This is a genomic window from Bacillus sp. FSL R10-2201 (assembly GCF_038008665.1).
Taxonomy (GTDB): domain Bacteria; phylum Bacillota; class Bacilli; order Bacillales; family Bacillaceae_G; genus Bacillus_A; species Bacillus_A mycoides.
Window position 1 is genome coordinate 4,399,149 of record NZ_JBBOZP010000001.1, and the last position, 25,014, is coordinate 4,424,162.

The 25,014-nt window shown below is 35.3% G+C and carries 31 protein-coding genes and 2 pseudogenes; 12 read left to right on the forward strand and 21 right to left on the reverse strand.

Annotated elements, in window-relative coordinates; genetic code table 11:
• Positions 1–109: 109 nt before the first annotated feature.
• Positions 110–268 carry a hypothetical protein gene (locus tag NSQ69_RS22705; protein ID WP_002184837.1) on the forward strand — a complete coding sequence of 53 codons (159 nt, stop codon included), beginning with the start codon at positions 110–112 and terminating at the stop codon, positions 266–268.
• 40 nt (positions 269–308) lie between these two features.
• On the opposite strand, the gene NSQ69_RS22710 is transcribed toward NSQ69_RS22705, so the two are convergent.
• Positions 309–992 carry a metal-dependent hydrolase gene (locus NSQ69_RS22710; RefSeq protein WP_002129370.1) on the reverse strand — a complete coding sequence of 228 codons (684 nt, stop codon included), beginning with the start codon at positions 990–992 and terminating at the stop codon, positions 309–311.
• A gap of 149 nt (positions 993–1,141) precedes the next feature.
• Between NSQ69_RS22710 and pepQ the strand changes: the two genes are divergently transcribed.
• The gene (gene pepQ, locus NSQ69_RS22715; RefSeq protein ID WP_078203644.1) at positions 1,142–2,239 is read left to right on the forward strand and encodes a Xaa-Pro dipeptidase; all 1,098 of its coding nucleotides are present in this window, start codon (positions 1,142–1,144) and stop codon (positions 2,237–2,239) included.
• A 45-nt stretch (positions 2,240–2,284) separates the two neighbouring features.
• Here pepQ and NSQ69_RS22720 read toward each other — a convergent pair whose 3' ends face one another.
• From NSQ69_RS22720 to NSQ69_RS22750, 7 genes and pseudogenes are all read right to left on the reverse strand, one after another.
• Complete coding sequence (locus tag NSQ69_RS22720) at positions 2,285–2,491, reverse strand: hypothetical protein (RefSeq protein ID WP_002088956.1); 207 nt, start codon at positions 2,489–2,491, stop codon at positions 2,285–2,287.
• Between the two features lie 63 nt (positions 2,492–2,554).
• A pseudogene (locus tag NSQ69_RS22725) lies at positions 2,555–2,845 on the reverse strand (anti sigma factor C-terminal domain-containing protein); the annotation flags it as partial.
• A gap of 102 nt (positions 2,846–2,947) precedes the next feature.
• Positions 2,948–3,403 carry a GNAT family N-acetyltransferase gene (locus NSQ69_RS22730; protein ID WP_016120885.1) on the reverse strand — a complete coding sequence of 152 codons (456 nt, stop codon included), beginning with the start codon at positions 3,401–3,403 and terminating at the stop codon, positions 2,948–2,950.
• 71 nt (positions 3,404–3,474) lie between these two features.
• The gene (locus NSQ69_RS22735) at positions 3,475–3,819 is read right to left on the reverse strand and encodes a DUF6176 family protein (protein ID WP_002184835.1); all 345 of its coding nucleotides are present in this window, start codon (positions 3,817–3,819) and stop codon (positions 3,475–3,477) included.
• Between the two features lie 2 nt (positions 3,820–3,821).
• Positions 3,822–4,616 (reverse strand): GNAT family N-acetyltransferase, encoded by a 795-nt coding sequence (locus NSQ69_RS22740; protein ID WP_088045188.1) that lies wholly within the window; start codon positions 4,614–4,616, stop codon positions 3,822–3,824.
• On the reverse strand, positions 4,613–4,945 hold the full coding sequence (locus NSQ69_RS22745) for a cupin domain-containing protein (RefSeq protein ID WP_016127529.1): 333 nt from the start codon (positions 4,943–4,945) through the stop codon (positions 4,613–4,615). Before NSQ69_RS22745 ends, NSQ69_RS22740 begins: the two co-directional genes overlap by 4 nt.
• Before the next feature lie 45 nt (positions 4,946–4,990).
• Entirely contained in the window at positions 4,991–5,419 is a 429-nt protein-coding gene (locus NSQ69_RS22750) for a hypothetical protein (protein WP_341099690.1), read from the reverse strand.
• A gap of 131 nt (positions 5,420–5,550) precedes the next feature.
• On the opposite strand from NSQ69_RS22750, the gene NSQ69_RS22755 reads away from it, so the two are divergent.
• The gene (locus NSQ69_RS22755; protein ID WP_088045191.1) at positions 5,551–5,814 is read left to right on the forward strand and encodes a helix-turn-helix transcriptional regulator; all 264 of its coding nucleotides are present in this window, start codon (positions 5,551–5,553) and stop codon (positions 5,812–5,814) included.
• The gene (locus tag NSQ69_RS22760) at positions 5,811–6,236 is read left to right on the forward strand and encodes a hypothetical protein (RefSeq protein WP_016127532.1); all 426 of its coding nucleotides are present in this window, start codon (positions 5,811–5,813) and stop codon (positions 6,234–6,236) included. Before NSQ69_RS22755 ends, NSQ69_RS22760 begins: the two co-directional genes overlap by 4 nt.
• 51 nt (positions 6,237–6,287) lie before the next feature.
• On the opposite strand, the gene ald is transcribed toward NSQ69_RS22760, so the two are convergent.
• Complete coding sequence (ald, locus tag NSQ69_RS22765; protein ID WP_003191779.1) at positions 6,288–7,421, reverse strand: alanine dehydrogenase; 1,134 nt, start codon at positions 7,419–7,421, stop codon at positions 6,288–6,290.
• Between the two features lie 213 nt (positions 7,422–7,634).
• Positions 7,635–8,426 (reverse strand): SDR family oxidoreductase, encoded by a 792-nt coding sequence (locus tag NSQ69_RS22770; protein ID WP_002034312.1) that lies wholly within the window; start codon positions 8,424–8,426, stop codon positions 7,635–7,637.
• Between the two features lie 147 nt (positions 8,427–8,573).
• Here NSQ69_RS22770 and NSQ69_RS22775 point away from each other — a divergent pair, with 147 nt between their 5' ends.
• Positions 8,574–9,032 carry a universal stress protein gene (locus NSQ69_RS22775; protein WP_001066676.1) on the forward strand — a complete coding sequence of 153 codons (459 nt, stop codon included), beginning with the start codon at positions 8,574–8,576 and terminating at the stop codon, positions 9,030–9,032.
• A 41-nt stretch (positions 9,033–9,073) separates the two neighbouring features.
• On the opposite strand, the pseudogene NSQ69_RS22780 reads toward NSQ69_RS22775, so the two are convergent.
• Positions 9,074–9,744: pseudogene (locus NSQ69_RS22780) on the reverse strand (hypothetical protein).
• Between the two features lie 95 nt (positions 9,745–9,839).
• On the opposite strand from NSQ69_RS22780, the gene NSQ69_RS22785 reads away from it, so the two are divergent.
• Entirely contained in the window at positions 9,840–10,019 is a 180-nt protein-coding gene (locus tag NSQ69_RS22785; RefSeq protein ID WP_002129390.1) for a hypothetical protein, read from the forward strand.
• Positions 10,020–10,117: 98 nt separating this feature from the next.
• Positions 10,118–10,684 carry a DinB family protein gene (locus NSQ69_RS22790; RefSeq protein WP_016120889.1) on the forward strand — a complete coding sequence of 189 codons (567 nt, stop codon included), beginning with the start codon at positions 10,118–10,120 and terminating at the stop codon, positions 10,682–10,684.
• 58 nt (positions 10,685–10,742) lie between these two features.
• Here the strand turns inward: NSQ69_RS22790 and argH are convergent, their stop codons facing one another.
• Both argH and NSQ69_RS22800 read right to left on the reverse strand, forming a co-directional pair.
• The gene (gene argH / locus NSQ69_RS22795; protein ID WP_088045196.1) at positions 10,743–12,131 is read right to left on the reverse strand and encodes an argininosuccinate lyase; all 1,389 of its coding nucleotides are present in this window, start codon (positions 12,129–12,131) and stop codon (positions 10,743–10,745) included.
• Positions 12,128–13,333, reverse strand: a complete 1,206-nt coding sequence (locus tag NSQ69_RS22800) for an argininosuccinate synthase (protein WP_002129394.1) — start codon at positions 13,331–13,333, stop codon at positions 12,128–12,130. The genes argH and NSQ69_RS22800 overlap by 4 nt, the downstream gene beginning before the upstream one ends.
• Positions 13,334–13,500: 167 nt before the next feature.
• Between NSQ69_RS22800 and NSQ69_RS22805 the strand changes: the two genes are divergently transcribed.
• On the forward strand, positions 13,501–13,818 hold the full coding sequence (locus tag NSQ69_RS22805; protein ID WP_002015540.1) for a hypothetical protein: 318 nt from the start codon (positions 13,501–13,503) through the stop codon (positions 13,816–13,818).
• 28 nt (positions 13,819–13,846) lie between these two features.
• Here the strand turns inward: NSQ69_RS22805 and NSQ69_RS22810 are convergent, their stop codons facing one another.
• The gene (locus tag NSQ69_RS22810) at positions 13,847–14,041 is read right to left on the reverse strand and encodes a hypothetical protein (RefSeq protein ID WP_016120891.1); all 195 of its coding nucleotides are present in this window, start codon (positions 14,039–14,041) and stop codon (positions 13,847–13,849) included.
• A gap of 856 nt (positions 14,042–14,897) precedes the next feature.
• Between NSQ69_RS22810 and NSQ69_RS22815 the strand changes: the two genes are divergently transcribed.
• On the forward strand, positions 14,898–15,560 hold the full coding sequence (locus NSQ69_RS22815; protein ID WP_002015542.1) for a YitT family protein: 663 nt from the start codon (positions 14,898–14,900) through the stop codon (positions 15,558–15,560).
• A 31-nt stretch (positions 15,561–15,591) separates the two neighbouring features.
• On the opposite strand, the gene NSQ69_RS22820 is transcribed toward NSQ69_RS22815, so the two are convergent.
• Entirely contained in the window at positions 15,592–16,425 is an 834-nt protein-coding gene (locus tag NSQ69_RS22820; protein WP_002129397.1) for an EcsC family protein, read from the reverse strand.
• Between the two features lie 137 nt (positions 16,426–16,562).
• Between NSQ69_RS22820 and NSQ69_RS22825 the strand changes: the two genes are divergently transcribed.
• Positions 16,563–17,198: a DUF1796 family putative cysteine peptidase gene (locus NSQ69_RS22825; protein WP_002129398.1), complete on the forward strand. Its 636-nt coding sequence runs from the start codon at positions 16,563–16,565 to the stop codon at positions 17,196–17,198.
• A gap of 71 nt (positions 17,199–17,269) precedes the next feature.
• Positions 17,270–17,704 carry an NUDIX hydrolase gene (locus NSQ69_RS22830; protein ID WP_050001021.1) on the forward strand — a complete coding sequence of 145 codons (435 nt, stop codon included), beginning with the start codon at positions 17,270–17,272 and terminating at the stop codon, positions 17,702–17,704.
• Positions 17,705–17,731: 27 nt separating this feature from the next.
• Here NSQ69_RS22830 and ackA read toward each other — a convergent pair whose 3' ends face one another.
• The 5 genes from ackA to NSQ69_RS22855 all read right to left on the reverse strand — a co-directional run bounded on the left by ackA (position 17,732) and on the right by NSQ69_RS22855 (position 22,105).
• Positions 17,732–18,925 carry an acetate kinase gene (ackA, locus tag NSQ69_RS22835; RefSeq protein ID WP_002129402.1) on the reverse strand — a complete coding sequence of 398 codons (1,194 nt, stop codon included), beginning with the start codon at positions 18,923–18,925 and terminating at the stop codon, positions 17,732–17,734.
• A 299-nt stretch (positions 18,926–19,224) separates the two neighbouring features.
• Entirely contained in the window at positions 19,225–20,211 is a 987-nt protein-coding gene (locus NSQ69_RS22840; RefSeq protein ID WP_002088985.1) for a class I SAM-dependent methyltransferase, read from the reverse strand.
• Positions 20,212–20,422: 211 nt separating this feature from the next.
• Positions 20,423–20,923, reverse strand: a complete 501-nt coding sequence (tpx, locus tag NSQ69_RS22845) for a thiol peroxidase (protein WP_002015549.1) — start codon at positions 20,921–20,923, stop codon at positions 20,423–20,425.
• Between the two features lie 135 nt (positions 20,924–21,058).
• On the reverse strand, positions 21,059–21,454 hold the full coding sequence (gene ytfJ, locus NSQ69_RS22850; RefSeq protein WP_000350005.1) for a GerW family sporulation protein: 396 nt from the start codon (positions 21,452–21,454) through the stop codon (positions 21,059–21,061).
• Positions 21,455–21,466: 12 nt separating this feature from the next.
• Complete coding sequence (locus NSQ69_RS22855; RefSeq protein WP_002129404.1) at positions 21,467–22,105, reverse strand: DUF2953 domain-containing protein; 639 nt, start codon at positions 22,103–22,105, stop codon at positions 21,467–21,469.
• Positions 22,106–22,310: 205 nt separating this feature from the next.
• Here NSQ69_RS22855 and NSQ69_RS22860 point away from each other — a divergent pair, with 205 nt between their 5' ends.
• Positions 22,311–23,114 carry an NAD kinase gene (locus tag NSQ69_RS22860; protein ID WP_002015552.1) on the forward strand — a complete coding sequence of 268 codons (804 nt, stop codon included), beginning with the start codon at positions 22,311–22,313 and terminating at the stop codon, positions 23,112–23,114.
• A 261-nt stretch (positions 23,115–23,375) separates the two neighbouring features.
• Here NSQ69_RS22860 and NSQ69_RS22865 read toward each other — a convergent pair whose 3' ends face one another.
• Positions 23,376–24,944, reverse strand: a complete 1,569-nt coding sequence (locus NSQ69_RS22865; protein WP_341099696.1) for an amidohydrolase — start codon at positions 24,942–24,944, stop codon at positions 23,376–23,378.
• Between the last annotated feature and the right edge of the window lie 70 nt (positions 24,945–25,014).

The window sequence follows — 25,014 nt, forward strand, 5'->3', positions numbered from 1 at the left end:
AGTCATTCTATTACAACAATGTAATGGTATTGTCATCTCGTTCGATGTTTTGTCCACACGCTTCAATATACAATTAAGACAAGAAATGAAACAAAGGAGCGAATACATTATGAAAAAGTTTTTAGAGGTTATAGGTGCTGTGTTTTTAGCTTTCGTAGATGGGAAAAAAGTTGCGATGGAATTGAATGAAACACCTGAACAGCCACGTACAAAACGAGAAGAATCAGCTAAACAAATACAGGCTTTAAAAACTGTACTACACACATAAAAAACCCTTCACTTGTCATTTCAAATGAAGGGTTTCTTTTTTATAGTGTAATACTTTCTCCAGCTTCTAATACTTTCCCTGTACAATTTTGTAGCTTTCCTACAAATTGATATGGATCTTGTTCAATAACTGGGAACGTATTGTAATGCATCGGTACAACTGTTTTCGCCTCTATCCATTTTGCTGCTAACACAGCATCTTCTGGCCCCATTGTGAAATTATCGCCAATTGGTAAAAATGCTAAATCAATATTATTCAGTTCTCCAATTAACTTCATATCAGAGAATAAAGCAGTATCTCCTGCATGATATACCGTTTTCTCCTCTGCTGTAAACAAAATACCAGCTGGCATACCTGTATATGTAATCGTCTTATTTTCTTCATCAATATAACTAGAGCCGTGGAATGCTTGAGTAAATTTCACTTTTCCAAAGTCAAATTCATGTGAACCTCCAATATGCATTGGATGTGTATTTACACCTTGCCATCCTAAAAATGTTGCTAGTTCAAACGGTGCTACTACAACTGCATTATTTTTCTTCGCAAGCTCTACTGTATCCCCAACATGATCACCATGTCCGTGCGATAAAATAATCGCATCAACTTTTACATCTTCAGCCTTTAAATCTGTTTTCGGATTTCCCGTTAAAAATGGGTCAATTAAAATAACTTTTCCATTCGTTTCAATCTTTACAACTGAATGCCCGTGATACGATACTTTCATCATTACATTCCTCCCCTATTCACATTCACACTTTTTATTCTACATGATTTCTCAATTCCCTGTCTTTTCTAACATCGATTTACTTGTCATAACGCTTTCGTCCGATGTAAAGTTATATTTGTAATTAAATATCTCGGGGGTGCCAATCGATGAATGCTAGATTAGAAAATTTAATGCAATGGCTAAAAGAAAAAAACGTAGAAGCTGCGTTCTTAACTTCTACACCGAACGTCTTCTACATGACAAACTTCCACTGTGAACCACATGAAAGACTACTTGGTATGTTTGTATTCCAAGAAAAAGAGCCTATTTTAATTTGTCCTAAAATGGAAGAAGGCCAAGCACGTAACGCTGGCTGGGCACATGAGATTATCGGATTTACTGATACGGACAGACCATGGGATATGATTGCAAAAGCAATTAAAGATCGTGGTATTGATGCAAAGGCAGTTGCAATTGAAAAAGAACATTTAAACGTAGAACGTTACGAAGAATTAACAAAGTTATTCCCAAATGCAGCTTTCAAATCAGCTGAAGAGAAAGTTCGCGAACTTCGCTTAATTAAAGACGAAAAAGAACTTTCTATTTTGCGTGAAGCGGCTAAAATGGCAGATTATGCTGTTGAAGTTGGTGTAAATGCAATTAAAGAAAATCGTAGTGAGCTAGAAGTATTAGCAATCATTGAACACGAATTAAAAACAAAAGGCATACATAAAATGTCATTTGACACGATGGTATTAGCAGGTGCGAACTCTGCTCTTCCACACGGTATTCCAGGTGCAAACAAAATGAAACGCGGTGATTTCGTACTATTTGATTTAGGTGTAATCATTGAAGGTTATTGCTCTGACATTACGCGTACAGTAGCATTTGGTGAACTTTCTGAAGAACAAACTCGCATTTACAACACTGTACTTGCTGGACAACTACAAGCAGTTGAAGCATGTAAACCAGGCGTTACATTTGGTGCAATTGACAACGCCGCTCGCTCTGTTATCGCAGATGCAGGTTATGGAGACTTCTTCCCACACCGACTTGGTCACGGACTTGGAATTAGCGTACACGAATATCCAGATGTAAAAGAAGGCAATGAGTCTCTATTAAAAGAAGGTATGGTCTTCACAATCGAGCCAGGTATTTACGTACCAAACGTAGGCGGCGTTCGTATTGAAGATGATATTTACATCACAAAAGACGGATCAGAAATCTTAACGAAATTCCCGAAAGAATTACAATTTGTGAAATAATAAAAAAGGTAGCGTGATCGCTACCTTTTTATTAAAGAAGGCCCTTTAAAAAGTGCCTTCTTCTATCTCACTAATATTTATTTGAAATTTCACGATCCAAACTGAGAAAAGGTGGACAAGAAGCGCAAACGCCATACATGCTCCGCTTAAAAAAGTTAGTATAGGATGCGAATACACGTGCCCTAATCCATAGGATATCGCCACGAAAAACATTGTTATGTAAATATAAATTGCTCCATGTATTTGCCTCATATAAACCTCCTTTTCCCATATTATAACATAAATTTTCTGATTATTCACATTAATTAACTGTAATTAATATTTCTCCACTGTTACACCTCTAACAGCCGCTTTAATATATAGCGCTCCTTGTAAACCTTGTAAATCCTCTGTTTTTCCAGTTACGACTACTCCGTATATTGGTATGTCTTTTGGTTTCGTGTTTTTTATTTCTTTATAATATTGTTCAAAATAATCACTTGGTATACCTTCACTATTTTTTGCTAAAGACTTCATTTGGTACAGAAACTCTTTTGAGTTTATTGTTAAATCATTTTTCACACCTTCTGTTACTTTTGCATAACTCCCTTCAAATCCAAAAAAATTTTCATAATAAAAAGCACATATATTTTAATTTTTTAACATACAAATCAATTTTTTCGAAATAAAAACTTCCACTCATTTAAAAGATATATTCTCATAATATCTTTATGATTTAGTTGTCATAATAATTGAACGTGGATAAAATCCCAGCTTTTGATAAAACGATACAGCTTCATTTCCGTACACTACTATTAATTCAATGTCATCTACTTGCTTTTCTTTAAACCATTCCACTGCACTATTCATTAATTTCAAACCGAATCCGTTTCTTCGATATTTTTCATCAACAAATAAAACTTCAATCTTCCCACTTACGCTTTTACTATACGCTATACAAAAGCCTAATATATTATCTGTTTCTAACTCAATCAATAGTTCAATTCTATATTCTCCGTACTTTGAATTTTTTTTATAATCTTCAATACGTTCCTCAAATGTCATTCTTGGATAATCACCAGAAAAATATTTTGATTTACTGTTATGATATTCATGCAATTTATCTAATGAGTCTCTGATTATCTCTATTTCATTGAGAGTGATATATTTATGACTAATTCGCATCTTACAGCATCCCCAATAATATATATTTCACAAAAAAAGAGGATGGTTTATCTTTACAAAATACTATTCTATTATTTCATCGCTTCCTTCACAACATCTTGAATCATAACAACTTCTGTTTTCATATCAACAGACGGTGCTTCTTCATCAATACACTCATACCAAAACGCTACATGCTTTTTATCAATTTCATGATGAGAATTTTCGACAAGAGCCCCGCCTTCTCCTTGCACAGAATACCAATATAAGTACTCTTCTCCATCTCTTATTTCCCGGAAAATTGTCTCTACATACATTTTCTCGTCGTTTAATGTCAAAAGCACTTCTTTCATATTGCCATTAAGAAGCTGCATCCATTCATCTACCCGATGACTTTTACCTTGTTTCACTTTAAATCTCGTTAACTCCACATTCATTTTTATTCCCCCGTTCTCTTACGTACAAACAAACTATATTCTATTGGATTATGAAAACTTAATTTACTAGCTAATTTTTGCGAAGGAATATTGTCTACATAACAATCCCAGCATGGTGTAATATGATTTTGTATACACTGTTCAATGAAACGTGTTGCGACAGCTTGAGCTAACCCTTTCCCTTGATGTGCTTCATGTGTTGCAATATCAATTTCAGCAAAACCATTCCCTCTAAATATTGAGACGCATTCGGCTACAATCATCCCATCTTGTTCTATACAAAAACCAAAGCCGTTATTTAAAAACACTTCTTTTGATCCCCAATATTCTTTATAATAATCCTCTGTAAATTCATTACTTCGTTCTATATCACTTTTATCAATACGTTTAATTTCATATGTATTTTTATTTAATTCTATTTTTCTATCTTCAAAAACTTCTCTTTGAAATTGAAATGTCATTCGTGGGATGTTCCGAAATGCATTACTAAAACGCTCTTCTAACATCATTTCCCACTCGTCACTCGAAGTGAACAATGTAAATCTCTTCTCTGTTTTTTCAATAGCCATTTTTAAATATGCAAATAAATATTCGTTATAATTTTGATCATCCGTATCACCAAATAAATAATAGATACCATTAGCTGTACGAATTAGTCCTGCTGTTAACTTCTCGTTTGCAAAAACTTCACCATCTATAATTTGATCACATACCGCATGAGCAAAGGTTGTTGTCCTTGTATGACCTTCTAAAATCGGAAGGATTTTTCTATACTGGGCTACAGATAATTTTTTCATAATTGCTCCACTTTAATCGTATCAGCCTCTATATTTTCAAAACAAAGATTTACCGTTCTCCTTAATGCTCTCGTTCTATGAATTGTGCATGCTGGAATTAAGATGGAATCGTTCGGTTTTAAAATTGCTGTCTCCCCATCTTGAAAATCAATAAGTAATTCTCCCTCTAATACAATGAATAATTCGTCCGAATTAGAATGATAGTGCCAATCATATTCACCAGTAAATACGGCGATTCGTAAGCAATGATTATTTATATTTGAAACAACAAAGTTTTTGTGTTGATCTTGAATACCCTTTGTTAATTCTATTAAGTTCACAGTTTCCATCTTTCGTCCCATCCTTTCATTAGTCGTTCTTCTGAAAAAACTAACTTAGTCGCCACCGCCTCCGCAGTCACCTCCACCATCACTTGAGCTGCTACAATCGTTGCTACTATAGTCACCAAATCCACTTGATGAGCTTGAAGCATAGGAAGAGTTTTTTCTCTTTTTTCTTTTCCTATCACTCTTACTTTCATGACTAGGCCATACTGTATCAAAAAATATAACGAATAAGACTAATTCTATTGCAACAAGGATAAATACTAAAATACTCTCAATAATATTAGGAGTTATCTCAAAACTGTAAAACACTCCAAATGAATACATACACAAAATTACATACAGAGCCATACAAATATACCGAAATGTTTTTTCTATCATAATGACTACTTTTTGTGAAAAAGGTATGTTCTGTTCCTGTTTTTTCTTTATGTACTTTTGTCTTTTAGCTTGTTTTTGCTTCCTCTTTTTGCTTCCCATTGAATCTCCTCTTTTGACTTTCATTTTTCACTTAATTCCAAATTATCACAAAAAATAACATTATAACAAGCTATATTTCACGTAAAGTTTTATTTACTTTTTGTAAAGTTTTATTTACTTTTTACCTATAAATGGATATTATAAATGTAATAAATTTACAAAAAGGAGACTTTGTGTATTTGATTAAAAATAAAGTGAAACAATTCCGCGTCGTTAGAGACATCACCCAAGAGCAATTAGCCTCCTCTGTTCAAATCACTAGACAATCCCTCATCGCTATCGAGAAGAATAAATACAACCCAAGTTTAGAATTAGCATTGAAATTATGTGAGTTTTTCAACTGTAAAGTAGAAGATTTATTTCAATTAGATAAAACTGGGGAGGAAAAAGAATGAAAAATACTTTTAATCAAGAATTCATTTCACATCTTACCATTTTAGTGTTAGGATCGACTTTTCTTTATTTCAATAGTAGTGATGAAGAAAAGATTCGTTCCGTCCTTCTATTCGCTGGCGTATACATACTCTTAGACTTGGTACTATTAGTAGTGAAACGAATATTCTTTAAGAACAAAAAGAAAGAGTCCGAGAAATACCCATTACCTGAGACAGATGAAAGAATTGAAAAAATGGGCTTAAAATTTATGGCGCAAATTTTCGGTCTTTCTCATTTAATTGGCTCTGCGATACTATTTGTTTTATATATCACTAACGAAAATTCGACGATACGAGTAGAGTATGCCCTGTATTACTTGTTTGGAATTCTTTTCTTCACAATGATGTTCGGCTTGAAAATTGTGAAGAAATTAGATAATTAGTTTAAACAAAAAGACCCTTCCTACAAAGGAAAGGTCTTTATTTTATTTCTATTATGATAAAGCAGGAGCTTTTTCAAGAAGCTCTTTCGCATCTGCATATTGTAAACCGTGAGCTTCTGCAACTGCTTCGAATGTTACATATCCATCTAATGTGTTAATACCTTTTAGTAATGCAGTGTTGCCTAAGCAAGCATCTTTATAGCCCTTGTTCGCAATTTGTACTGCATATGGTACTGTTACGTTTGTTAATGCAAGAGTTGATGTACGTGGAACCGCACCTGGCATATTTGCAACTGCATAGTGAACAACACCATGTTTCTCATAAGTTGGGTTGTCATGAGTTGTAATACGGTCAGTTGTTTCGAAAATACCACCTTGGTCAATCGCAATATCTACAACGACAGAACCTGGTTCCATTGATTGAATCATTTCTTCTGTTACAAGTTTTGGCGCTTTTGCACCTGGGATTAATACCGCACCGATTACAAGATCAGATTCTCTTACAGCTTCTGCAATGTTGTACGGGTTAGACATTAACGTTTTTACTTGGTTTCCAAAAATGTCATCTAATTGACGAAGACGTTCTGCACTTAAGTCGATGATTGTTACATCTGCACCTAAACCTACTGCAATCTTCGCTGCGTTTGTACCAGCTTGACCACCACCGATAATTGTTACTTTTCCGCGTTTCACCCCTGGAACGCCTGCAAGTAAAATACCTTTACCACCTTTGTTTTTCTCAAGGAATTGTGCACCGATTTGCGCAGCCATACGACCTGCAACTTCACTCATTGGCGCAAGTAATGGTAATGAACGATTATCTAATTGTACTGTTTCGTATGCAATTGATGCGACTTTGTTATCAATTAATGCTTTCGTTAATTCTGGCTCTGGAGCTAAATGTAAGTATGTGAATAAAATTAAACCTTCGCGGAAATAACCGTATTCACTTGCAACTGGCTCTTTTACCTTCATAACCATATCTTGATTCCATGCTTCTTCAGCAGTTTCAACAAGTTTCGCACCAGCTTGTACGTATTCTTCATCTGTAAAGCCTGATCCTATACCTGCTCCTTTTTGAACAAAAACTTCATGACCATTTTGCACTAAATGTACAGCTCCCGCTGGCGTCATTGCCACGCGGTTTTCATTGTTTTTAATTTCTGTTGGAATACCGATACGCATTATTAGTTCCCCCTTGAGTTATGAAATGACCCCTGAATCATTTTTTAAAGCGCTTTCTACGCTCTTATATTTTAACATAATATCTCAATATTTGACAAAAAATAAGACGAGTTTTCCGATAGATTTAATCTTACATTAAAGGACAGTATTATCCGCACCTTTCAGTATAAAGGATAAACTGTCCAATTATTCGAAACTTCACTTTATTTAATTCTATCGATGTCTATGAATAACATCAACAGCGCCTGTTACTTCAATAATCGTGCCAGTAATCATATCAGAATCGTCCTCACATAAAAACGAAATGGTTCTTGCGATATCTTCCCCTGTTCCAGATCTACCAATTGGTGTGTTACTACCTTTCAGATTTCGTGCTTCTTCAATCGTTGCCTCTTTCATTTCACCAATTATATCACCAGGACATACCATATTCGCAGTAATACCGTATTCAGCTTCTTCGTATGCGACTGTTTTCGTTAAAGAAACAAGTCCGACTTTCGCAGCTGCAAAGGCTGAACGATAAATCCATCCAGGCGCGCTATCTGCCCCTTGAAATCCATAGTTAATAATACGGCCAAATTGCTGGTTTCTCATAATCGGTACGACAAGTTTTAATAAATGAAACACCGCTGTTAAATTACCCTGGATCATTTCATTCCATTCGTCTTCTTCGTAATCGACTAATTTTTTCCTTTCAAATACGTAAGGACCAGCATTATTAATTAAGAAGTCAATTTTGCCAAAACGGCTCATCGCTTCTTCTACTATTTTATGTAAATCTTCCTTTTTCGTGACATCAGCTTGCACGAACTGTAGACGTTCTTCCATATTTTTATATGTTTCTTTCATTGTTTCCATAGCACTTGTATCGCTATGATATGTTACTGTTACTGAATATCCTTTAGCCAATAACTTTTCTGTTACTTGCTTTCCTAAACCTTTCGTACCGGCTGTAATGAGCGCGTGTCTCACAAACATGCCTCCTTTTAAATTGCTATACTCCATATGTAACAAGTTCTCGCTTCAATTACAACTAAAATGAATTAAGGCAAAGTTTTCAAAATTCTGTAACGTTTCCAACAAGCACATTACCAAAATTTGTTTTATAATAAAGTTGTAAACGGTAATAAAAATGATTGGGAGGAATTTACTATGAATAATACATATACAAATATTTTAATTGCGGTGGACGGTTCTAAAGAAGCAGAAAAAGCCTTTAAAAAAGCAATTCAAGTTGCAAAACGAAACAACGCAACATTAACAATTGCTCATATCGTTGATGTAAAAGCATACTCAGCAGTAGAGGCTTATAGCCGCGCAATTGCTGAACGTGCAAATCTATTTGCAGAAGACTTATTAGAAGACTACAAAAAAACTGCGCTTGAAGCTGGTCTTGAAAAAGTGGAAACTGTATTAGAATTTGGTAATCCTAAATCTAAAATTTCAAAAGAAATCGCTCCAAACCATAAAGTGGATTTAATTATGTGTGGTGCAACTGGTTTAAATGCTGTAGAACGTTTCCTAATTGGTAGCGTCTCTGAACATATTATTCGCTATGCGAAATGCGATGTCCTTGTTGTTCGTGGTGACGAGGAGCAAGGTGATCTTTAATTTATAAATAAAACACCAAGTCCACATAGGCTTGGTGTTTTTCATTTCACAAACTTCACTATAAATACAAGACAAGCTACAACAACAACGGTACCTGCCAACACATAAGGCGGAAGGAACTTCAAAGACCATAACGCCATCATTAACGTCGCAACCGTTAAGTACGTTTGTTTTGCATCTTCTGTCATTTTTTTGCGAAGTAAAAAAACATACAAATAACCAATTGGCGGCGTAATAAAACAAAGAACATATATGATTTTAGATTTTAAATACCACTTGTGTTCTCCAAGTTTCTTTATGTCTTCTTCTATTCTCTTACTCTCTTGTTCTCTCGCTTTTCTTTCATATAAGGAAGAAAGTGCATGAAAAAATAACATGTAAATATAATTGCCCAAAATTCAATATCCAATCTTTCTAGTGGAATATGCTCACTAAAAAATGCAGCAGCAATCACTAAAGAAAAACAATACGTCATCATCCAAAATGAACGTTTTCTCTTTTTCCGTTCTATTTCTTTTTTATCTTTTACTTCTTGTACTTTCTTTTTTCTAGAAAGCCATACAGAAATACAGCAATCTACTACAAATAAAGTAAAGATAAAGATTGCTATATGCATTGTTGTTACATTCTCAAATGAAAATACTTCTGGGAATGCAACGTGTAATACAATTAGCGTGTACAAAATTAACCCTACAAAATAAATACGTCTCATCTTCCATTCCTTTCTCATTTCCTAACATTAGGTTAACATACATTTTTTAGAAATAGACGGACAAAATATATGTGTTTAGAAAAGGAGGATGCTACATGGATGATTATGAACGCATTATTTTAGATGTGAATGGGAAAGAAATCGAAATGTTAGATATGATTCGCGAGCATTTTAAAGAAAAACATGGTGTTGAACTAAGTCACGGTGCATTACTTAGAGATTTAATGGATATTGAATACATTCGAATTACAGAAGATCGCCACAAGTATGATTAATCAATGAAGCTTTAAGCCTAGAACATATTGTTCTAGGCTTAATTACATCTATACGAAAAATGTTATAATTAGGAAAAAAACGCAGAGGATACCAGAATATGAAATCTGAAAATATCTCAAAACATTTTCACACATTACATGTGCAAAGAAACCAGTTCCTTCCTGAGCTTCATTCACTTTCACAAGAACAACTATGGCATAGAAAAGAGGACGGAAAATGGTCTATTGGTGAACACTTTTATCACTTATATTTAATTACAAGGATGCTAAAAGTAGCGATTAAATTCTCTTTCACTCTTATCCCCTATGCCAAACTAAGAAGAAACACCCCATTCGCAACTGAAATTCATGACATTTATGCCGAATACAAGGAGAAGCATGGCAGAGGAATGAAAGCACCTTGGATTTTAATCCCTTCAAAAAAAGTTTATGATTCTATGAATGTAACAGAATTAGAAGACTTACTTTCACGTGAAACAGATGAAATAAAAAAACTAGTTCAAAATACAGAAGAAAATATTGCAGGACATATCGTATTTTTAGATCCGATTGCTCACTACCCTAACCTTATTCAATCTATTCAACTATTAGCGATTCATGAGAAGCATCATTTTATGATTATGAAACATAATTATGAAATGATAGATACATACCTAAAAATCTAAATACAAAAAGGTAAGGTACTTTCTAAAAAAGCACCTTACCTTCTATATCATATATCATTTAACTTCCAACAAACTCTATTGCTAACCCCTTCGCTTTCTCCAAAGCCTTTTCAATCTGCTCAAATCCTGTCCCGCCAGCACTGTTACGGCGCTTTACAGCTGCATAAGGTGAAAGAACTTCATATAAATCTTCTTCAAATAACGGACTCATTTCTTTATACGTTTCAAGTGGTACATCTAATAAATAGATTCCTTTTTGCGTACAATGAAGAACTAGTTTCCCGACAATTTCATGAGCTTGACGGAACGGCAGTCCCTTGCTTGCTAAATAGTCGGCAATTTCTGTTGCGTTAGAGAAGTCTTGCGTCACAGCTTGCCCCATTTTTTCTTTGTTTACAGTCATCGTTTCAAGCATGCCTGCCATAATATGAAGGCATCCTTCTACTGTTTTCACTGTATCAAACATTCCTTCTTTATCTTCTTGTAAGTCTTTATTGTAAGCGAGCGGCAATCCTTTCATTACTGTAAGTAAACTGAATAAATTACCGTATACTCTGCCCGTTTTACCACGAATCAGTTCCGCCATATCCGGATTTTTCTTCTGCGGCATAATACTGCTTCCTGTTGCGTATTGATCGCTCATTTCAATAAATTGAAATTCTTGGCTACTCCATAAAATAAGTTCTTCGCAAAAGCGTGATAAGTGCATCATAAGCATAGATGAGTTACTTAAAAACTCTAATATGAAATCACGATCGCTTACCGCATCTAAACTATTTTCATAGATTCCATTAAATCCGAGAAGCTCCGCACTATATTCTCGGTCAATCGGGAATGTTGTACCAGCTAGTGCTCCTGCTCCTAATGGTGAAATGTTAATACGCTTTAACGAATCTTCATAACGATTCACATCGCGCTCTAACATCCAAAAGTAAGCAAGAATATGATGCGCAAATGAAATCGGCTGTGCACGTTGCAAGTGCGTATAGCCGGGCATAATTGTTTCAATGTTATTTTCCGCTTGATGAACAAGAACAGTTTGCAATTGTTTTGTAGCTTTTATAATATCTTCTACTTTTTCTTTTAAATACAAATGCATATCTGTCGCTACTTGATCGTTACGGCTTCGGCCTGTATGAAGTTTCCCTCCTACTTCACCGATTCTTTCAATTAACATCTTTTCAATGTTTAAATGAATGTCCTCAGCCTCAACTGAGAAATTCAATTTATTTTCTTTCGCTTCCTCTAGTAAATATTGAAGCCCTATCTTTATTTTCTCTGCTTCTTCTTTCGTAACAATGCCTTGCTTTGCTAACATCGTTACATGTGCGATACTCCCTTTTATATCTTGATTTACTAATTGTTGATCAAAGGAGATGGATGCTCCAAACTCTTCAACCCACGCTTCCGCTTCTTCTGTAAAACGTCCGCCCCAAAGTTTGCTCACGCTTCCACCTTCTTTTGATTCACTTGGCTGTATACTTTCGTAGGTAAACCGAATAATGAAATGAATCCAACTGCTGCATCATGATTAAATTCATCCTGGGCAGTATACGTTGCTAATTTTTCATCGTATAAAGAGTACTCAGATTTACGCCCTTCTACAATCGCATGACCTTTAAATAATTTCACACGCACTGTACCTGTTACATTTTTTTGCGTTTCTTGTAAGAAAGCATTGAGCGCTTGTTTTAAAGGTGAGAACCATAAACCGTTATAAATTAATTCTGTTAGTTTTTGCTCAATCATCGGTTTGAAATGAGCGACCTCTTTCACAAGTGTTAAATCTTCAAGTTCTTTATGCGCTGTTATTAATGTCATTGCTGCTGGGCATTCATATACTTCACGAGATTTAATACCGACAAGGCGATTTTCTACATGGTCGATACGTCCAACGCCATGTTTTCCAGCTAAGGCATTTAACGTTTTAATTAGTTCTGAAAGTGAATATGCAGTGCCGTTTAAAGTCGTCGGTACCCCTGCTTCAAATCCGATTTCTACAAACTCTGGTTTATTCGGTGTATCTTCTAATGCTAATGTCATCTCGTATGCTTCTTCTGGCGGCGCTGCCCATGGATCTTCTAAAATTCCACATTCGTTGCTGCGTCCCCATAAGTTTTGATCGATTGAAAACGGGCTATCTAAATTAATTGGAATCGGTATATCATTTTCTTTTGCATATGCAATTTCTTCTTCACGTGACCATTTCCATTCACGTACAGGCGCAATAACTTCTAAATATGGATTCAACGCTTGAATAGAAACTTCAAAACGAACTTGGTCATTCCCTTTCCCTGTACATCCATGTGCAACTGCACTTGCGCCTTCCTGCTCTGCAATTTCTACTAATTTTTTTGCAATAAGCGGACGAGATAATGCAGAGACAAGAGGATATTTCCCTTCGTATAACGTGTGAGCTTGCATCGCTATCAATGCATATTCATTCGCATATTCTTCTTGAACATCAATCATATATGATTTAATTGCACCTACTGAAAGTGCTTTTTCTTTTACAAACGCTAAGTCTTTACCTTCTCCTAGATCTAAGCAAAGCGCGATAATATCATAATTCTTCTCTTGTAACCATTTAATTGCAACGGAAGTATCAAGACCTCCGGAATATGCTAATACAACTTTTTTCTTCTCCATTTTGCATCCCCCTAAAGAATAAATATTCATCTTTTCTTATAATAATCCAAACTTTATCACCTTTCATAAAATGAATCAAGGGGAATTTATAAATTTTTTTCAAACAATTTCGTCGAACTTCTTTCTTTTTTTATGTAAAATAGAGGAAGGAAAATGGAGGGGTGTCTATGAAAAAGTATTTTATATACAATGAACATCTAGGAATTGAAGTACCGAACATACAAAAAAAATGGGAAGACATCTCTGAACAAGCGCAGCATTCAATTTTATTAAAATGGGAGCAAGTTCGCGGAAAAATACCTGATCGCATAAAGGAACTTGAGCACCATATTAACGCTAAACAACACCACTTAAATAACGAAGAAGACTTCGAAATTTCTTGCAAGCTAAATTCAGAAATTGCCGATCTTGCTTCAATTATTAACGATCTTTGGCTTTGGTATCGTCTAACCCAAAACGTATCTGAGGGAAAAGCACACCAATGAAAAAAGCATGCCCCTCAATTAATTCGGGTCATGCTTTTTTGTCGTAACAAGCTCTGCAATATATTTCTTGCGCCGTTTTTGCTAAACATACATCAAACGGGCCTACTAATACACTTCTTTCTTTCGGCAACTTCACAAAAGCAACTAGCTCTTCTTCATATTCAATCTTTTTCTGACATAAAACGCATTTTAATTCTTTTCTTTTAAACATGTCTTTTAGCATATCTCCATTCTCCCCCTCATCTATCTATATTAATATACTCTCATAATAGTTAGAGCTTGTAAAAAAATGACACATTCCGAAACAAATTATTCATATACTATGTACAAAAGGAGGTCTCAAACTTATGCGAGCTTTCATTATTATCGCTTTAACTTTTTTAAGTATCATTAGCTGGGATGCATTTTTTAAAGATAAAAGTGATGAGAACAATACAATTGAATAAAAACCCTTCTTTTCTTACTTATTGGACAAACTTCTAAAAGTTGTCCAGTTCTACGAAATAACTTAGGCTTTTCTACAAAAATATTTAAACATAACATTTTTTGTAGATTCCCTCCGGTTATTGTCGGTTTCCATCCGCATGTATTTTTTGAAAGTATGATATAATAATATAAATCTTGAAGGAAGGGATTTTGATATCATGATCGCTCGAAGGAGCATGTGGCATCGTATTGACGAATCATACACGTAGCGTATTTTTTAGCTCAGATACTTTAGTCTAGCGAAAAAAATACGAGAGTGGGGAAATTATGATTGCCCGAAGGATAATTTGGCAAAAAAAAGACTCTTCTTACACATAGCGTTTTGTTTAGGACTTAATTGTTACTAGCTAAACAAAACAAAGAAGAGCAGGATTGCTAAATGAAGAATCCTACTCCCCGTTTTGTTTAGTCGCTTTAAGACTTAAACTAAAACGAAGGTAGGGAGAATTGATGGACGAGAGGATTATTCGTTATTTCTTCAGCGACATATAGCGTAGTTAGTTTTTTTCGTAAACTAACTGAAAGCTACATGTGAGCTCGTAGTTAGTTTACAACACCAAAAGGACTACTAACTACGGAAAGAAGGAATAACGATGAGGAACATCCAAAGTCGACAAATTATTAAAGAAGTTTTTATGGTTTTAATCGGTTCATTTATATTAGCAGCAGCGCTATATCACATTCACTTCCAAAACCACTTAACAGAAGGTGGCTTTGTAGGTATTGCACTATTTATCCAAAATTTTTATGATATTTCACCATCTATTTCAACTGTAGTAATGGATATCCCTATTATTTTACTATGTGCTTCATTTTTAGGTAGAAAAATGGTTGGCTATTCATTCTTAGGTTCACTTTCATTTGGAGTATTTTATTCCCTTATGGAAAATTATTCTCCTTTTACGGTAGATTTATCAAATAATTTATTTGTAGCTGCAGTAGTTGGCGGTGCGTTAGCTGGTATTGGACTCGGTTTTATATTGCGATTTGGCGGTGCAACCGGTGGAGACGATATTTTAACAATTATATTAAGTAAACGAACTCGGTTTACAATTGGGCAAATTTTCTTCGTCTTTGACGCGATTGTTCTTGCGCTTTCATTATATTATTTAAATTGGACAGAAATTGCTTTTACTATTCTTTCGATTGCCGTACAGGCAAAAACATTGGATTTAATTTACTATCCAAAAACAGAAAAGAAAGCAGCAAAGCAACCCGTTTCTATTCCAATATCCAAAAAACATGCGACAAACTAAAAAGCGAAAGGCTTCGGCCTCTCGCTTTTTTTCATGCTCTCTTTTCTTTTTCTAATATGTAGCGTACTTGATAAAACTTATTTGCAAATTCAGTAACATTCCTCGTTAAGCGATAGTTCACTGTAGAGCCAATCGCCATTCCGAGTACAGGAATGCCTTGGAATACTTTACGACGAAGAGCATAAATCGAAAACGTCTTCAAAATTTGTTTTAACACAACCTCAGTAGAAGCTGGCTTTAATACTGCTTCGTCTCCTTCATAGAAGAATGAATCCTCTTGTTCGAGTTCTCTCAGTAAATTGTACCATGCATATTGCTGAAGTCTCGCCGGCAATAATGCTGCATGGAATACCTTTAACGCAAGCATCATTTCATACGGCTTGTTCACATCATGCCCAAATGATGTCGCCACAAGTTGGACAGCCTTCACATTTAACGCAATCATAACCGGAAAATCAGCCGTTAATAATAATAAACCACCAGCACCTGTTGCTCCGCCTTGTACGAATGAATATAGACGATGACGTGCTGTTTGCTGCTCTGCTATGTATGTTAATTGATCAATAGATAACGCCTTCAAATCTTCAAGTTGCTCAATCGATTCATCAAATAATCTCGACGTTCCTAAAATACGATTACGTGCATCTAGCTGTGATTGTGAACTTTGAATAAGCGCATGCAAATGAAAGAGCCATCCATCTGCTTTCGTAAAAAAGTCTTTTCGTTTTTTCTCAGGCAGTTTCGCAATTGTCGTATGCAACCACTTATCAAACATCTTTTGAAAATCGGTCGCTTCTTGCTCTACTAATTGCCCTTCCCACTCTTTTATATTGTCTAAAATGGCTTGTTCTCGCTTCGATCGCATCGTAACAACCACCTCGTTCGATTTTTTTCTATTGTAACATATTTCTGCTTCTTCTTTGCAAATATGCTTGTCTATCTTTATTCACATACCATTTTTTAGTGACATAAAATATTAGCAAAAAGGATGAGATGAATCACATGAATCTATCCAATATAAAAAAAGAATATAATGCAGTATTCAGCTTAGGACAAAACTGCTGGCCTGCTTGGGCTTTATATCAATTCGAATTATCACCATTTTTTGGTGTTATCGATTTTATGCTAAGCCCTTCATTAGAAAAAGTGAATTTATTATTACAAAATCGATTTGACCGTTTTTTACAGTTCGAAAACTTATCCTTCATCTCATTTTGGGATGATGATGCGAAATTAAGACTCCGTGACAACCTATATGAAATCGACTCCTGTCACGACTTTAAAACAGATGTAAACACACCAACATCCTGGCCTTCTTATACAGAAATTAAGTTAAACTATGAGCATCGAATTAATCGTTTTCTAACTACAATCGAAACGGCAGAATCCACATTGTTTATTCGAACGGGAGGAACATACGAAGAAGCACGTTCCTTGGAACAAATTTTATCTCAAATAGTTAAACATACATTCTCTGTCCTATTACTCATTCCTGAAGATGTACCAACTATCGCCCAAGAAGATTGGGGATTACAAAATATTTGTGTTATAAAATGCCCAGTGATGGATATATACCAGTACAATGAAGCATTTTGGAATGACTTATTTAATGGCATCACAATTCGGCCAAACGCTTAAATACACGTCACCTTTTATCACACCCTGCCTTATAATCATCCTTATACAAAATAAATAAGGAGTGATTATATATGTATCCACGTGCAAAAGCTTTTGGCATCGCTATACATCACGGTCGCCTTCTCGTACAAGAATATCATACAGGCGATGAAACATATTACCGACCTCTTGGCGGATCAATTGAACTTGGTGAAAAATCAGCACATACTGTTATTCGCGAATTTCAAGAAGAGCTTCACACAGAAGTGGAAATCACCAATTATTTAGGCTGCTTAGAAAACATCTTTCATCTAGATGGAGAAATTGGTCATGAAATCATTCAGCTATATTCTTTACGCTTATTAGACATGTCACTATATGAAATGGAAATACTGAATATATCAGATGAACAAACACTGTCATATGCAAAATGGATTTCCCTCACTGCATTCATTCAAAAAGAAAAATTACTATATCCGGATGGAATTTTGAAATATATCCAAAAGAAAAAAGACGAGATCCTATAGGATCTCGTCTTTTTTTCATATAGTATATTAACCAATATCTCCAAGACGTAATACGTCACGAGCAATCATAACTTCTTCGTCAGTTGGAATTACGATAATTTTTACTGGAGAGTGTGGGAAGCTGATGAATGCTTCTTCACCGAATACGTTATTGCGTTTTACGTCGAAGTATACGCCCATGTACTCAAGGCCTTCTAATACGCGCTCACGAATAATTGCACTGTTTTCACCTACACCAGCTGTAAAGATGATAGCGTCAACGCCTTTCATACGAGCTGTGTAAGAACCGATGTATTTATGGATACGGCTCACGAACACGTCAAGTGCTACTTTCGCACGGTGGTCGCCTTCTTCTTCTTTCGCAATGATGTCACGTAGGTCACTAGAGTAACCAGTAAGACCTAACATACCACTCTTCTTGTTTAATACGCTAACTACTTCTTCTACAGTTTGGCCTGTTTTTTCCATGATGTATGGAATTAACGCAGGGTCAATGTTACCAGAACGTGTACCCATTGTTACACCAGCAAGTGGAGTGAAGCCCATAGAAGTATCGATAGACTTACCACCTTCTACTGCTGCGATACTTGCACCGTTACCTAAGTGACAAGAAAGTAGGCTTAAGCTTTCAAGTGGACGACCTAATAATTCAGCCGCACGCTCTGTTACGTATTTATGAGAAGTTCCGTGGAAACCGTATTTACGGATGCCAAATTTCTCATAGTATTCATATGGTAAGCTGTATAGGAATGCAGATTCCGGCATTGTTTGGTGGAATGCTGTATCAAATACTGCTACTGCTGGTACGTTTGGTAGTACTTCTTGGAATGCTTTAATACCAACAAGGTTTGCTGGGTTGTGAAGTGGTGCTAAATCGCTTAATTCTTCGATATCAGCTAATACTTCAGCATCAATTAAAACAGAATCAGCAAATTTTTCGCCGCCGTGTACAACACGGTGACCGATACCGCCAATCTCATCAAGAGATTTTACGATTCCGTTTTCAGTTAATTTCTTAAGAAGCATGTTAACTGCTACTGCATGATCTGGGATGTTTGTAATTTCTTTTTGTTTTTCGCCATCTACAGTAATAGTGAAGATACTATCTTCTAAACCGATACGTTCTACTAAACCTTTTGTTAATACTGTTTCACTTGGCATTTCAAATAATTGGAACTTTAAGGAAGAGCTTCCTGCGTTAATCGCGATGATTTTTGACATCTAGTCTTTCGCCCCTTTTTCTCTTGGTAGTTGTGTGGATCATTCCACAAACCGCTCGATTTTATCTAATTAAATTCACTCATTATGAAAACGTTTCATCATTAGTAAATTTTATACTCACGATTTTAATTTAAACATCGTCCGACATATATTTCAAGTGAAAAAATTATAACACCAAGAAAAAAAATATATTACAGATTTCATAAAAATTCAGTTAAATCTTGTATATATTAAAAAACATTACATATCCTATAAAACTGTACTACATTAATTACTAACCCTGTTACATATATATCGTATTATTTATGTGTTGCAAACCAAGTATTCAATTGATCCATAATGTTCTCCATAGCCTTCATGTTAGAGAATTTAGGTAATTCCACTAGTAGTGCCTGTTTCGGCATTGTTACACCTTGGCCTTTCTTTTGGAGAACAAATATACTTTTTGCATTTTTCTCGTTTTTAAACATGGAAACAGGAAGCTGTAATAATCCTTGAATAAAGCATGTCTCTTTAATGAATGCATGTAGCTTTGGCGCTTGATCACTTTCAAAAATGAAGTTTGGTACTAAGAAGAATAAATACCCGCCTTCTTTCGTATGTTTCACACTTTGTTCAATAAATAAGTGATGTGCATATGACATTCCTTCATCTGCTTTTAATGTATATTCACTTGCAACAATTTCATTTGGATAATAACCAATTGGTAAATCTGAAACGACTGCATCAACTGGATCAATATAAAGTGGTGCTAGTCCATCTTGGTGGAAGAATTCGATTGCATGCTTTTGTAAATTTGCATTTACTAAAGCAAGTTTAATTAACACCTCATCCACTTCTACACCAAATCCACTCATTGTTAGTTCTTCTTTGGCGCTATTAAACAATGTAGTCATTAAGTTACCAGTTCCAATTGCAGGGTCTAAAACAGTAATTTCTTTTTGACCTTGCATAAATTTATGGAATAAGTAGCTCATGAACATTCCAACTGCATCTGGCGTCATTTCGTGATTCGCTTGTACGCCCTCTTTCATTCCTTTTAAAATGGCTAGCTGAAATGCTTTACGAATTTCTTCCCCTTTATATGTTTCTTCATTAAACGTACTATATTCACGATTCAACCTTTCAATTGTTGATTCGGATAATTCCTCTTGTAAAATCGCTCCTTCAAACAAGTTATCACCTGTTTCTACAAGCGCCTCTAAATATGTTACATCTAATTCTTTACGTAAAACTACCGTAGAAGAATCAAAAATAGAAAATAATGTTTCTACTGCCTGACTCACGTACATTCCTCCTTCTCTCTTTTACACATAACTTATATCATACCATAATCTAAATTTTTCCCAAAAGAAAAAGCGACCTCTTGCAAAGAGCTCCCCTTCAAGTTGTTTATGATGTAACGTCTTTTCTCATATATTGGTTCAGTTAACAATACATGAGAAAAGACGACCTCTTCTAAAGTAAAACTTTAATGAGAGGTCGTCTTCATTTACATTACTTCGCAGATTTAGCTGCTTCTAATGCTGCTTCATAGTTTGGATGGCTTGTACCTTCGCCTACGTATTCTGCGTAAACTACTTTGTCATTGCTATCTACTACGAATACTGCACGAGCAAGTAAACGAAGTTCTTTCATTACTAAGCCGTAAGCTTCACCGAATGAAAGGTCACGGTGATCAGAAAGTGTTACAACATTTTCTAAACCGTTTGCTGCACACCAGCGTTTTTGAGCGAATGGTAAATCAGCGCTAATTGTTAATACTTTCGCGTTTTCAATACCTGCTGCATCTTCGTTAAAACGACGAGTTTGTGCATCACATACACCTGTGTCGATTGAAGGTACAACACTAATTAATTTCACTTCACCTTTGTATGTTTCTAAACTTACTGGAGATAAGTCATTTGCTAATACTTGGAAGTTAGGCGCTTGATCGCCAACTTTAACTTCTGTTCCAACTAAAGTCATTGGGTTACCTTTAAAAGTTACATTTGCCACTTAAAAATCCTCCCTTATTTTAAACAAAATATGTACAATGTAAATGATAGTTTGTCCCTATCGATAATGCAAATAAAATCGCTTTATTTACAAAAAAATTAAAGAAGCTAATCCACTGATCAGCTTCTTTATTCGTTAAATTTGAAATTCAGGATCATCTTCTTTTCGTTTATCCATCATTTCTTTCACTTTATCAACAGCTTGTGGCGCTAATTCAATTATTTTATCGATGACGTGTGTTTGCTTATCTAAGTGTAATACTTTCACACCTTCTCCATTTATAACAAGAAAGGCAACAGGATTAATAGAAACTCCTCCACCACTTCCCCCGCCAAATGGATGACGGCCTGAATGTTCTACTTTACCAAATTCACTTCCACCAGCAGCAAATCCAAAACTGACTTTCGAAACTGTAAGAATTACACTTCCATCTGCCGCTTTAATTGGGTCACCAACAATTGTATTTACATCAGTCATTTGTTTTAAATGCTGCATTGCGGTTGTCATTAAACCTTGAATTGGATGGTCCATTCTATATCCCCCCTATGCTTGAACAGATTTTTCTGTCATACCAGATTTTTGCTTTCTCATAAACATGAGTAATTTTATCGCTGTTTTTACAGTACGGAATATACGAAAAGATGCTGTTAACTCGCATCTTGATGCAAATCCCTTTCCTTGAAAAACAGGAGTAATTTCAAATTCTGGTACGTCGACAATATGCATATATTGTCCTACAACTCCAGCAGCCATTCCTTTTGTCCCCCATGCATATCCAGTGACAATTCCAGTACTAGCCGCGTCGCCTGCTCCAATTTGCGTATGCCATTTCCAACCATTGATTTTCACTCTTTTGAGAAAATCTTTAACAATAGTATGAACGTCTTGAAGCTTTTTTATCAGTTCCCCTATACTATCGAGTTGTGCCATAATTTTATTATCTATTCCGCCGTCCTCTTCAGCTTTTTTAATTTTTTGTCCTGTCTTCTTCTGCTGTTTTTCAATTCTTTCCAATACATCAAACGTATATCGAATCATCCATATTTTCACTTGAAACAAACATTGTTTTTCCATTTCTGAATATAAAAACGTCACCTTAAGCGATATTTTCGATAATAGTATAAGCAAAATAAAAAGTAGAAGAATTATCATTCCAATTACGAGCCACTTCATTCGTACCATCCTTTCACTCCATACCCATTATCGACAAGTTTATTCATCATTAAACAGACTTTGATAAAATTGAATATAAAAATTTTTCTAAAAATAAAAAGGAATTTTGACAATTTATATCGAAATATACTATTTGAACATATCATCCAGAAACATACTCTGACGATATGTAGCACTAAGACTAGAAAATTTAACTGCAGTGGAGGGATACATAATGGCAAATCGTCGCAATTTATTTTTCTTTTATGGTGATGACAAAGTAACGCTCGTTGAAAAAATGAAACCAGTATATCGTATTTTAGAGGAGAATGGATTTACCATATTAGATCATCCAAAAAATGCAAACGCTATCGTCAGCGTTGGAGATGATGGGACTTTCTTACAAGCCGTTCGTAAAACCGGCTTTAGAGAAGATTGCTTATACGCAGGTATTTCTACGAAAGATGAAATTTCTTTCTACTGCGATTTCCACATCGATCACGTTGATACAGCCCTTCAAGAAATTACAAAAAACGAAATTGAAGTGCGAAAATATCCAACAATTAAAGTAGATGTAGATCACGGTACATCTTTCCATTGTTTAAATGAATTCACATTACGCTCTAGTATCATTAAAACATTTGTCGTAGATGTACACGTCGACAATTTACATTTCGAAACCTTTAGAGGTGATGGATTAGTTATCTCCACACCAACAGGAAGTACCGCTTACAATAAATCATTACATGGTGCAGTTGTCGATCCACTTATCCCATGTTTCCAAGTAAGCGAACTAGCATCTTTAAATAACAACACATACCGTACACTCGGGTCACCGTTCCTTTTAAATCACGAGCGTACGTTAACTTTAACACTTAAACCAGATGGAAATGATTATCCTGTTATCGGAATGGATAACGAAGCACTTAGCATTAAACAAGTGGAAAAAGCCGTTGTTCGTTTAAGCGATAAACAAATTAAAACTGTTAAATTAAAAAACAACTCTTTCTGGGAAAAAGTACAGAGAACGTTTTTATAGTAATCAAAAAACCCTCGAATTATGGAATTTCCATAATTCGAGGGTTTTTTATTTATCAAATGCAACTTGACGCTGTTTCACAAAACATTTTGGAACAGGACAACAGTATATGAAATTATATCAACGATTTTTCGAATGTATCTATCACAAGTCAAAATATATCAACGATTTTACCCAAAATATCAATTTACGACATCATCAGCCTATCTAAAAAGAGGAAGCATCACCAACATGTATTTTCGGAGCCGCTCCCTCAAATTTTTAGACGTCTTTTCTATAAACAATCTTCCCATCAATGACGGTCATTTCTGCCTGTACTTCTTTTATTTCTTCCGCCTCAATTTCAAAAATATTGCGGTCTAATATCGTAAAGTCTGCTTCATATCCTTTTGTAATTTGTCCTCGCTTTCCTTCTTTTCCAATTGCATACGCACTTCCTGTTGTAAATAAAGAAACAGCCTCATATACCGTTAATCTTTCTTCTGGGATATAACATACACCATCAATAAAACTTCTACGTGTAACAGCACTATATATACCTAAAAACGGATTCACTTGTTCAATTGGAGCATCAGAGCCTCCATTACAGTGTAATCCTGCATCCAGTAACGTCTTCCAAGCATACGCATAACGAAGACGGCGTTCTCCTAGTTTTTCAATCACTGATGGAAAATCCGATGAAACAAAGACTGGTTGAATATCAATAATAGCTGGCAATTGTTTCATTCTTTCAATCAACTCTTCACGAGCTAGCTGACAATGAATAATACGGTCACGTAATCCTTCTGCTGGTGGATGTAATTCAAGCGCATCAATGACATATTCAAGCGATAAATCACCAATTGTATGAATCGCAACTGGCATATGTAAATCTCGTGCTTTTTTCACTAAACCTGCAAGCTCTTCACGTGAGAAAATGGCAACTCCATTTGTTTCCTTCGCATCTTCATACGGTTCACTTAATAAAGCTGTTCTTCCGCCAAAAGAGCCGTCAGAAAAAATTTTCATCGCACCAAATTCAATATAGTGCTCATTTTCATATTCTTTTCGTTCATTCGCTACTTCATGGTGAACGAGTAAATGCGCTTTAAACCGCATTTCTTTTATAACGTGTGAAAACGCATTGTACGTTTTTTGAAAGCCGCCATAATAATTTAAGTCTTCCGTATGTCCGCCAACGAGTCCGTATTGCCAGCAGTCTGAAATCGCTGTTTGCAGAGCACTTTGCAAATACACTCCATCTATTTCGGGCTGAACATGTTTAATTAACTCTTGTCCTTGCTCATATAAAAGTCCTGTTAAATTATTTGACGCATCACGGCCAATTTTTCCGCCCTTTGGATCTTGCGTCGCTTCTGTTATGTTCGCTTCTTGCAATATGTATGAATTCACCCATGTCACGTGACGACAAACGCGCTTTAATAAAATCGGATGTTCTTTAGAGATTTCATCTAAATCACGTACATGAACTTGTTTTGTATCTGTAAAATTATTTTCATTCCATCCTTCTCCGATAATCCAAGATCCTTTTGGCGCTTCTTCTACGCGCTTCTGAACAAGAGTAAGTACTTCGCTATAAGATTTGCAATTTGATAGATCTAGACGAAGCAACCTCTCCCCATGCCCAATAAGATGCATATGGCTATCAACCAGCCCTGGAATCATCGTTTTCCCTTTTAAGTCATATAACTTCACTTCTGAATATCGGTTTTCTAACTCTTCTTTATTCCCTATATGAACAATGACGCCATTTTCAACGTAAATAGCTTCTACTTTTTCATTCTCTTCTCGCATAGTGTAAATGGTGCCGCCATACCAAATTTCTCCCATATACTCATCCCCCTTTTCCCTTTAGTCTACGAAATTCATTCGTATAAAAAAAGCACCATTTCGATTAAAA

Coding starts and splice junctions, on each gene's coding strand:
- NSQ69_RS22785 (WP_002129390.1), top strand. CDS start 9,840: ATGGATGATTATGAACGCATTATTTTAGATGTGAATGGGAAAGAAATC.
- NSQ69_RS22800 (WP_002129394.1), bottom strand. CDS start 13,333: ATGGAGAAGAAAAAAGTTGTATTAGCATATTCCGGAGGTCTTGATACT.
- NSQ69_RS22735 (WP_002184835.1), bottom strand. CDS start 3,819: ATGAATGTGGAGTTAACGAGATTTAAAGTGAAACAAGGTAAAAGTCAT.
- NSQ69_RS22815 (WP_002015542.1), top strand. CDS start 14,898: ATGAGGAACATCCAAAGTCGACAAATTATTAAAGAAGTTTTTATGGTT.
- NSQ69_RS22820 (WP_002129397.1), bottom strand. CDS start 16,425: ATGCGATCGAAGCGAGAACAAGCCATTTTAGACAATATAAAAGAGTGG.
- NSQ69_RS22710 (WP_002129370.1), bottom strand. CDS start 992: ATGAAAGTATCGTATCACGGGCATTCAGTTGTAAAGATTGAAACGAAT.
- NSQ69_RS22770 (WP_002034312.1), bottom strand. CDS start 8,426: ATGGAGTATAGCAATTTAAAAGGAGGCATGTTTGTGAGACACGCGCTC.
- NSQ69_RS22705 (WP_002184837.1), top strand. CDS start 110: ATGAAAAAGTTTTTAGAGGTTATAGGTGCTGTGTTTTTAGCTTTCGTA.
- NSQ69_RS22805 (WP_002015540.1), top strand. CDS start 13,501: ATGAAAAAGTATTTTATATACAATGAACATCTAGGAATTGAAGTACCG.
- NSQ69_RS22790 (WP_016120889.1), top strand. CDS start 10,118: ATGAAATCTGAAAATATCTCAAAACATTTTCACACATTACATGTGCAA.
- ald (WP_003191779.1), bottom strand. CDS start 7,421: ATGCGTATCGGTATTCCAACAGAAATTAAAAACAATGAAAACCGCGTG.
- NSQ69_RS22730 (WP_016120885.1), bottom strand. CDS start 3,403: ATGCGAATTAGTCATAAATATATCACTCTCAATGAAATAGAGATAATC.
- NSQ69_RS22740 (WP_088045188.1), bottom strand. CDS start 4,616: ATGAAAAAATTATCTGTAGCCCAGTATAGAAAAATCCTTCCGATTTTA.
- NSQ69_RS22720 (WP_002088956.1), bottom strand. CDS start 2,491: ATGAGGCAAATACATGGAGCAATTTATATTTACATAACAATGTTTTTC.
- NSQ69_RS22865 (WP_341099696.1), bottom strand. CDS start 24,944: ATGGGAGAAATTTGGTATGGCGGCACCATTTACACTATGCGAGAAGAG.
- pepQ (WP_078203644.1), top strand. CDS start 1,142: ATGAATGCTAGATTAGAAAATTTAATGCAATGGCTAAAAGAAAAAAAC.
- NSQ69_RS22855 (WP_002129404.1), bottom strand. CDS start 22,105: ATGGTACGAATGAAGTGGCTCGTAATTGGAATGATAATTCTTCTACTT.
- ytfJ (WP_000350005.1), bottom strand. CDS start 21,454: ATGGACCATCCAATTCAAGGTTTAATGACAACCGCAATGCAGCATTTA.
- NSQ69_RS22830 (WP_050001021.1), top strand. CDS start 17,270: ATGTATCCACGTGCAAAAGCTTTTGGCATCGCTATACATCACGGTCGC.
- NSQ69_RS22810 (WP_016120891.1), bottom strand. CDS start 14,041: ATGCTAAAAGACATGTTTAAAAGAAAAGAATTAAAATGCGTTTTATGT.
- ackA (WP_002129402.1), bottom strand. CDS start 18,925: ATGTCAAAAATCATCGCGATTAACGCAGGAAGCTCTTCCTTAAAGTTC.
- NSQ69_RS22825 (WP_002129398.1), top strand. CDS start 16,563: ATGAATCTATCCAATATAAAAAAAGAATATAATGCAGTATTCAGCTTA.
- NSQ69_RS22745 (WP_016127529.1), bottom strand. CDS start 4,945: ATGGAAACTGTGAACTTAATAGAATTAACAAAGGGTATTCAAGATCAA.
- NSQ69_RS22775 (WP_001066676.1), top strand. CDS start 8,574: ATGAATAATACATATACAAATATTTTAATTGCGGTGGACGGTTCTAAA.
- NSQ69_RS22760 (WP_016127532.1), top strand. CDS start 5,811: ATGAAAAATACTTTTAATCAAGAATTCATTTCACATCTTACCATTTTA.
- NSQ69_RS22860 (WP_002015552.1), top strand. CDS start 22,311: ATGGCAAATCGTCGCAATTTATTTTTCTTTTATGGTGATGACAAAGTA.
- NSQ69_RS22750 (WP_341099690.1), bottom strand. CDS start 5,419: ATGGGAAGCAAAAAGAGGAAGCAAAAACAAGCTAAAAGACAAAAGTAC.
- NSQ69_RS22755 (WP_088045191.1), top strand. CDS start 5,551: ATGGATATTATAAATGTAATAAATTTACAAAAAGGAGACTTTGTGTAT.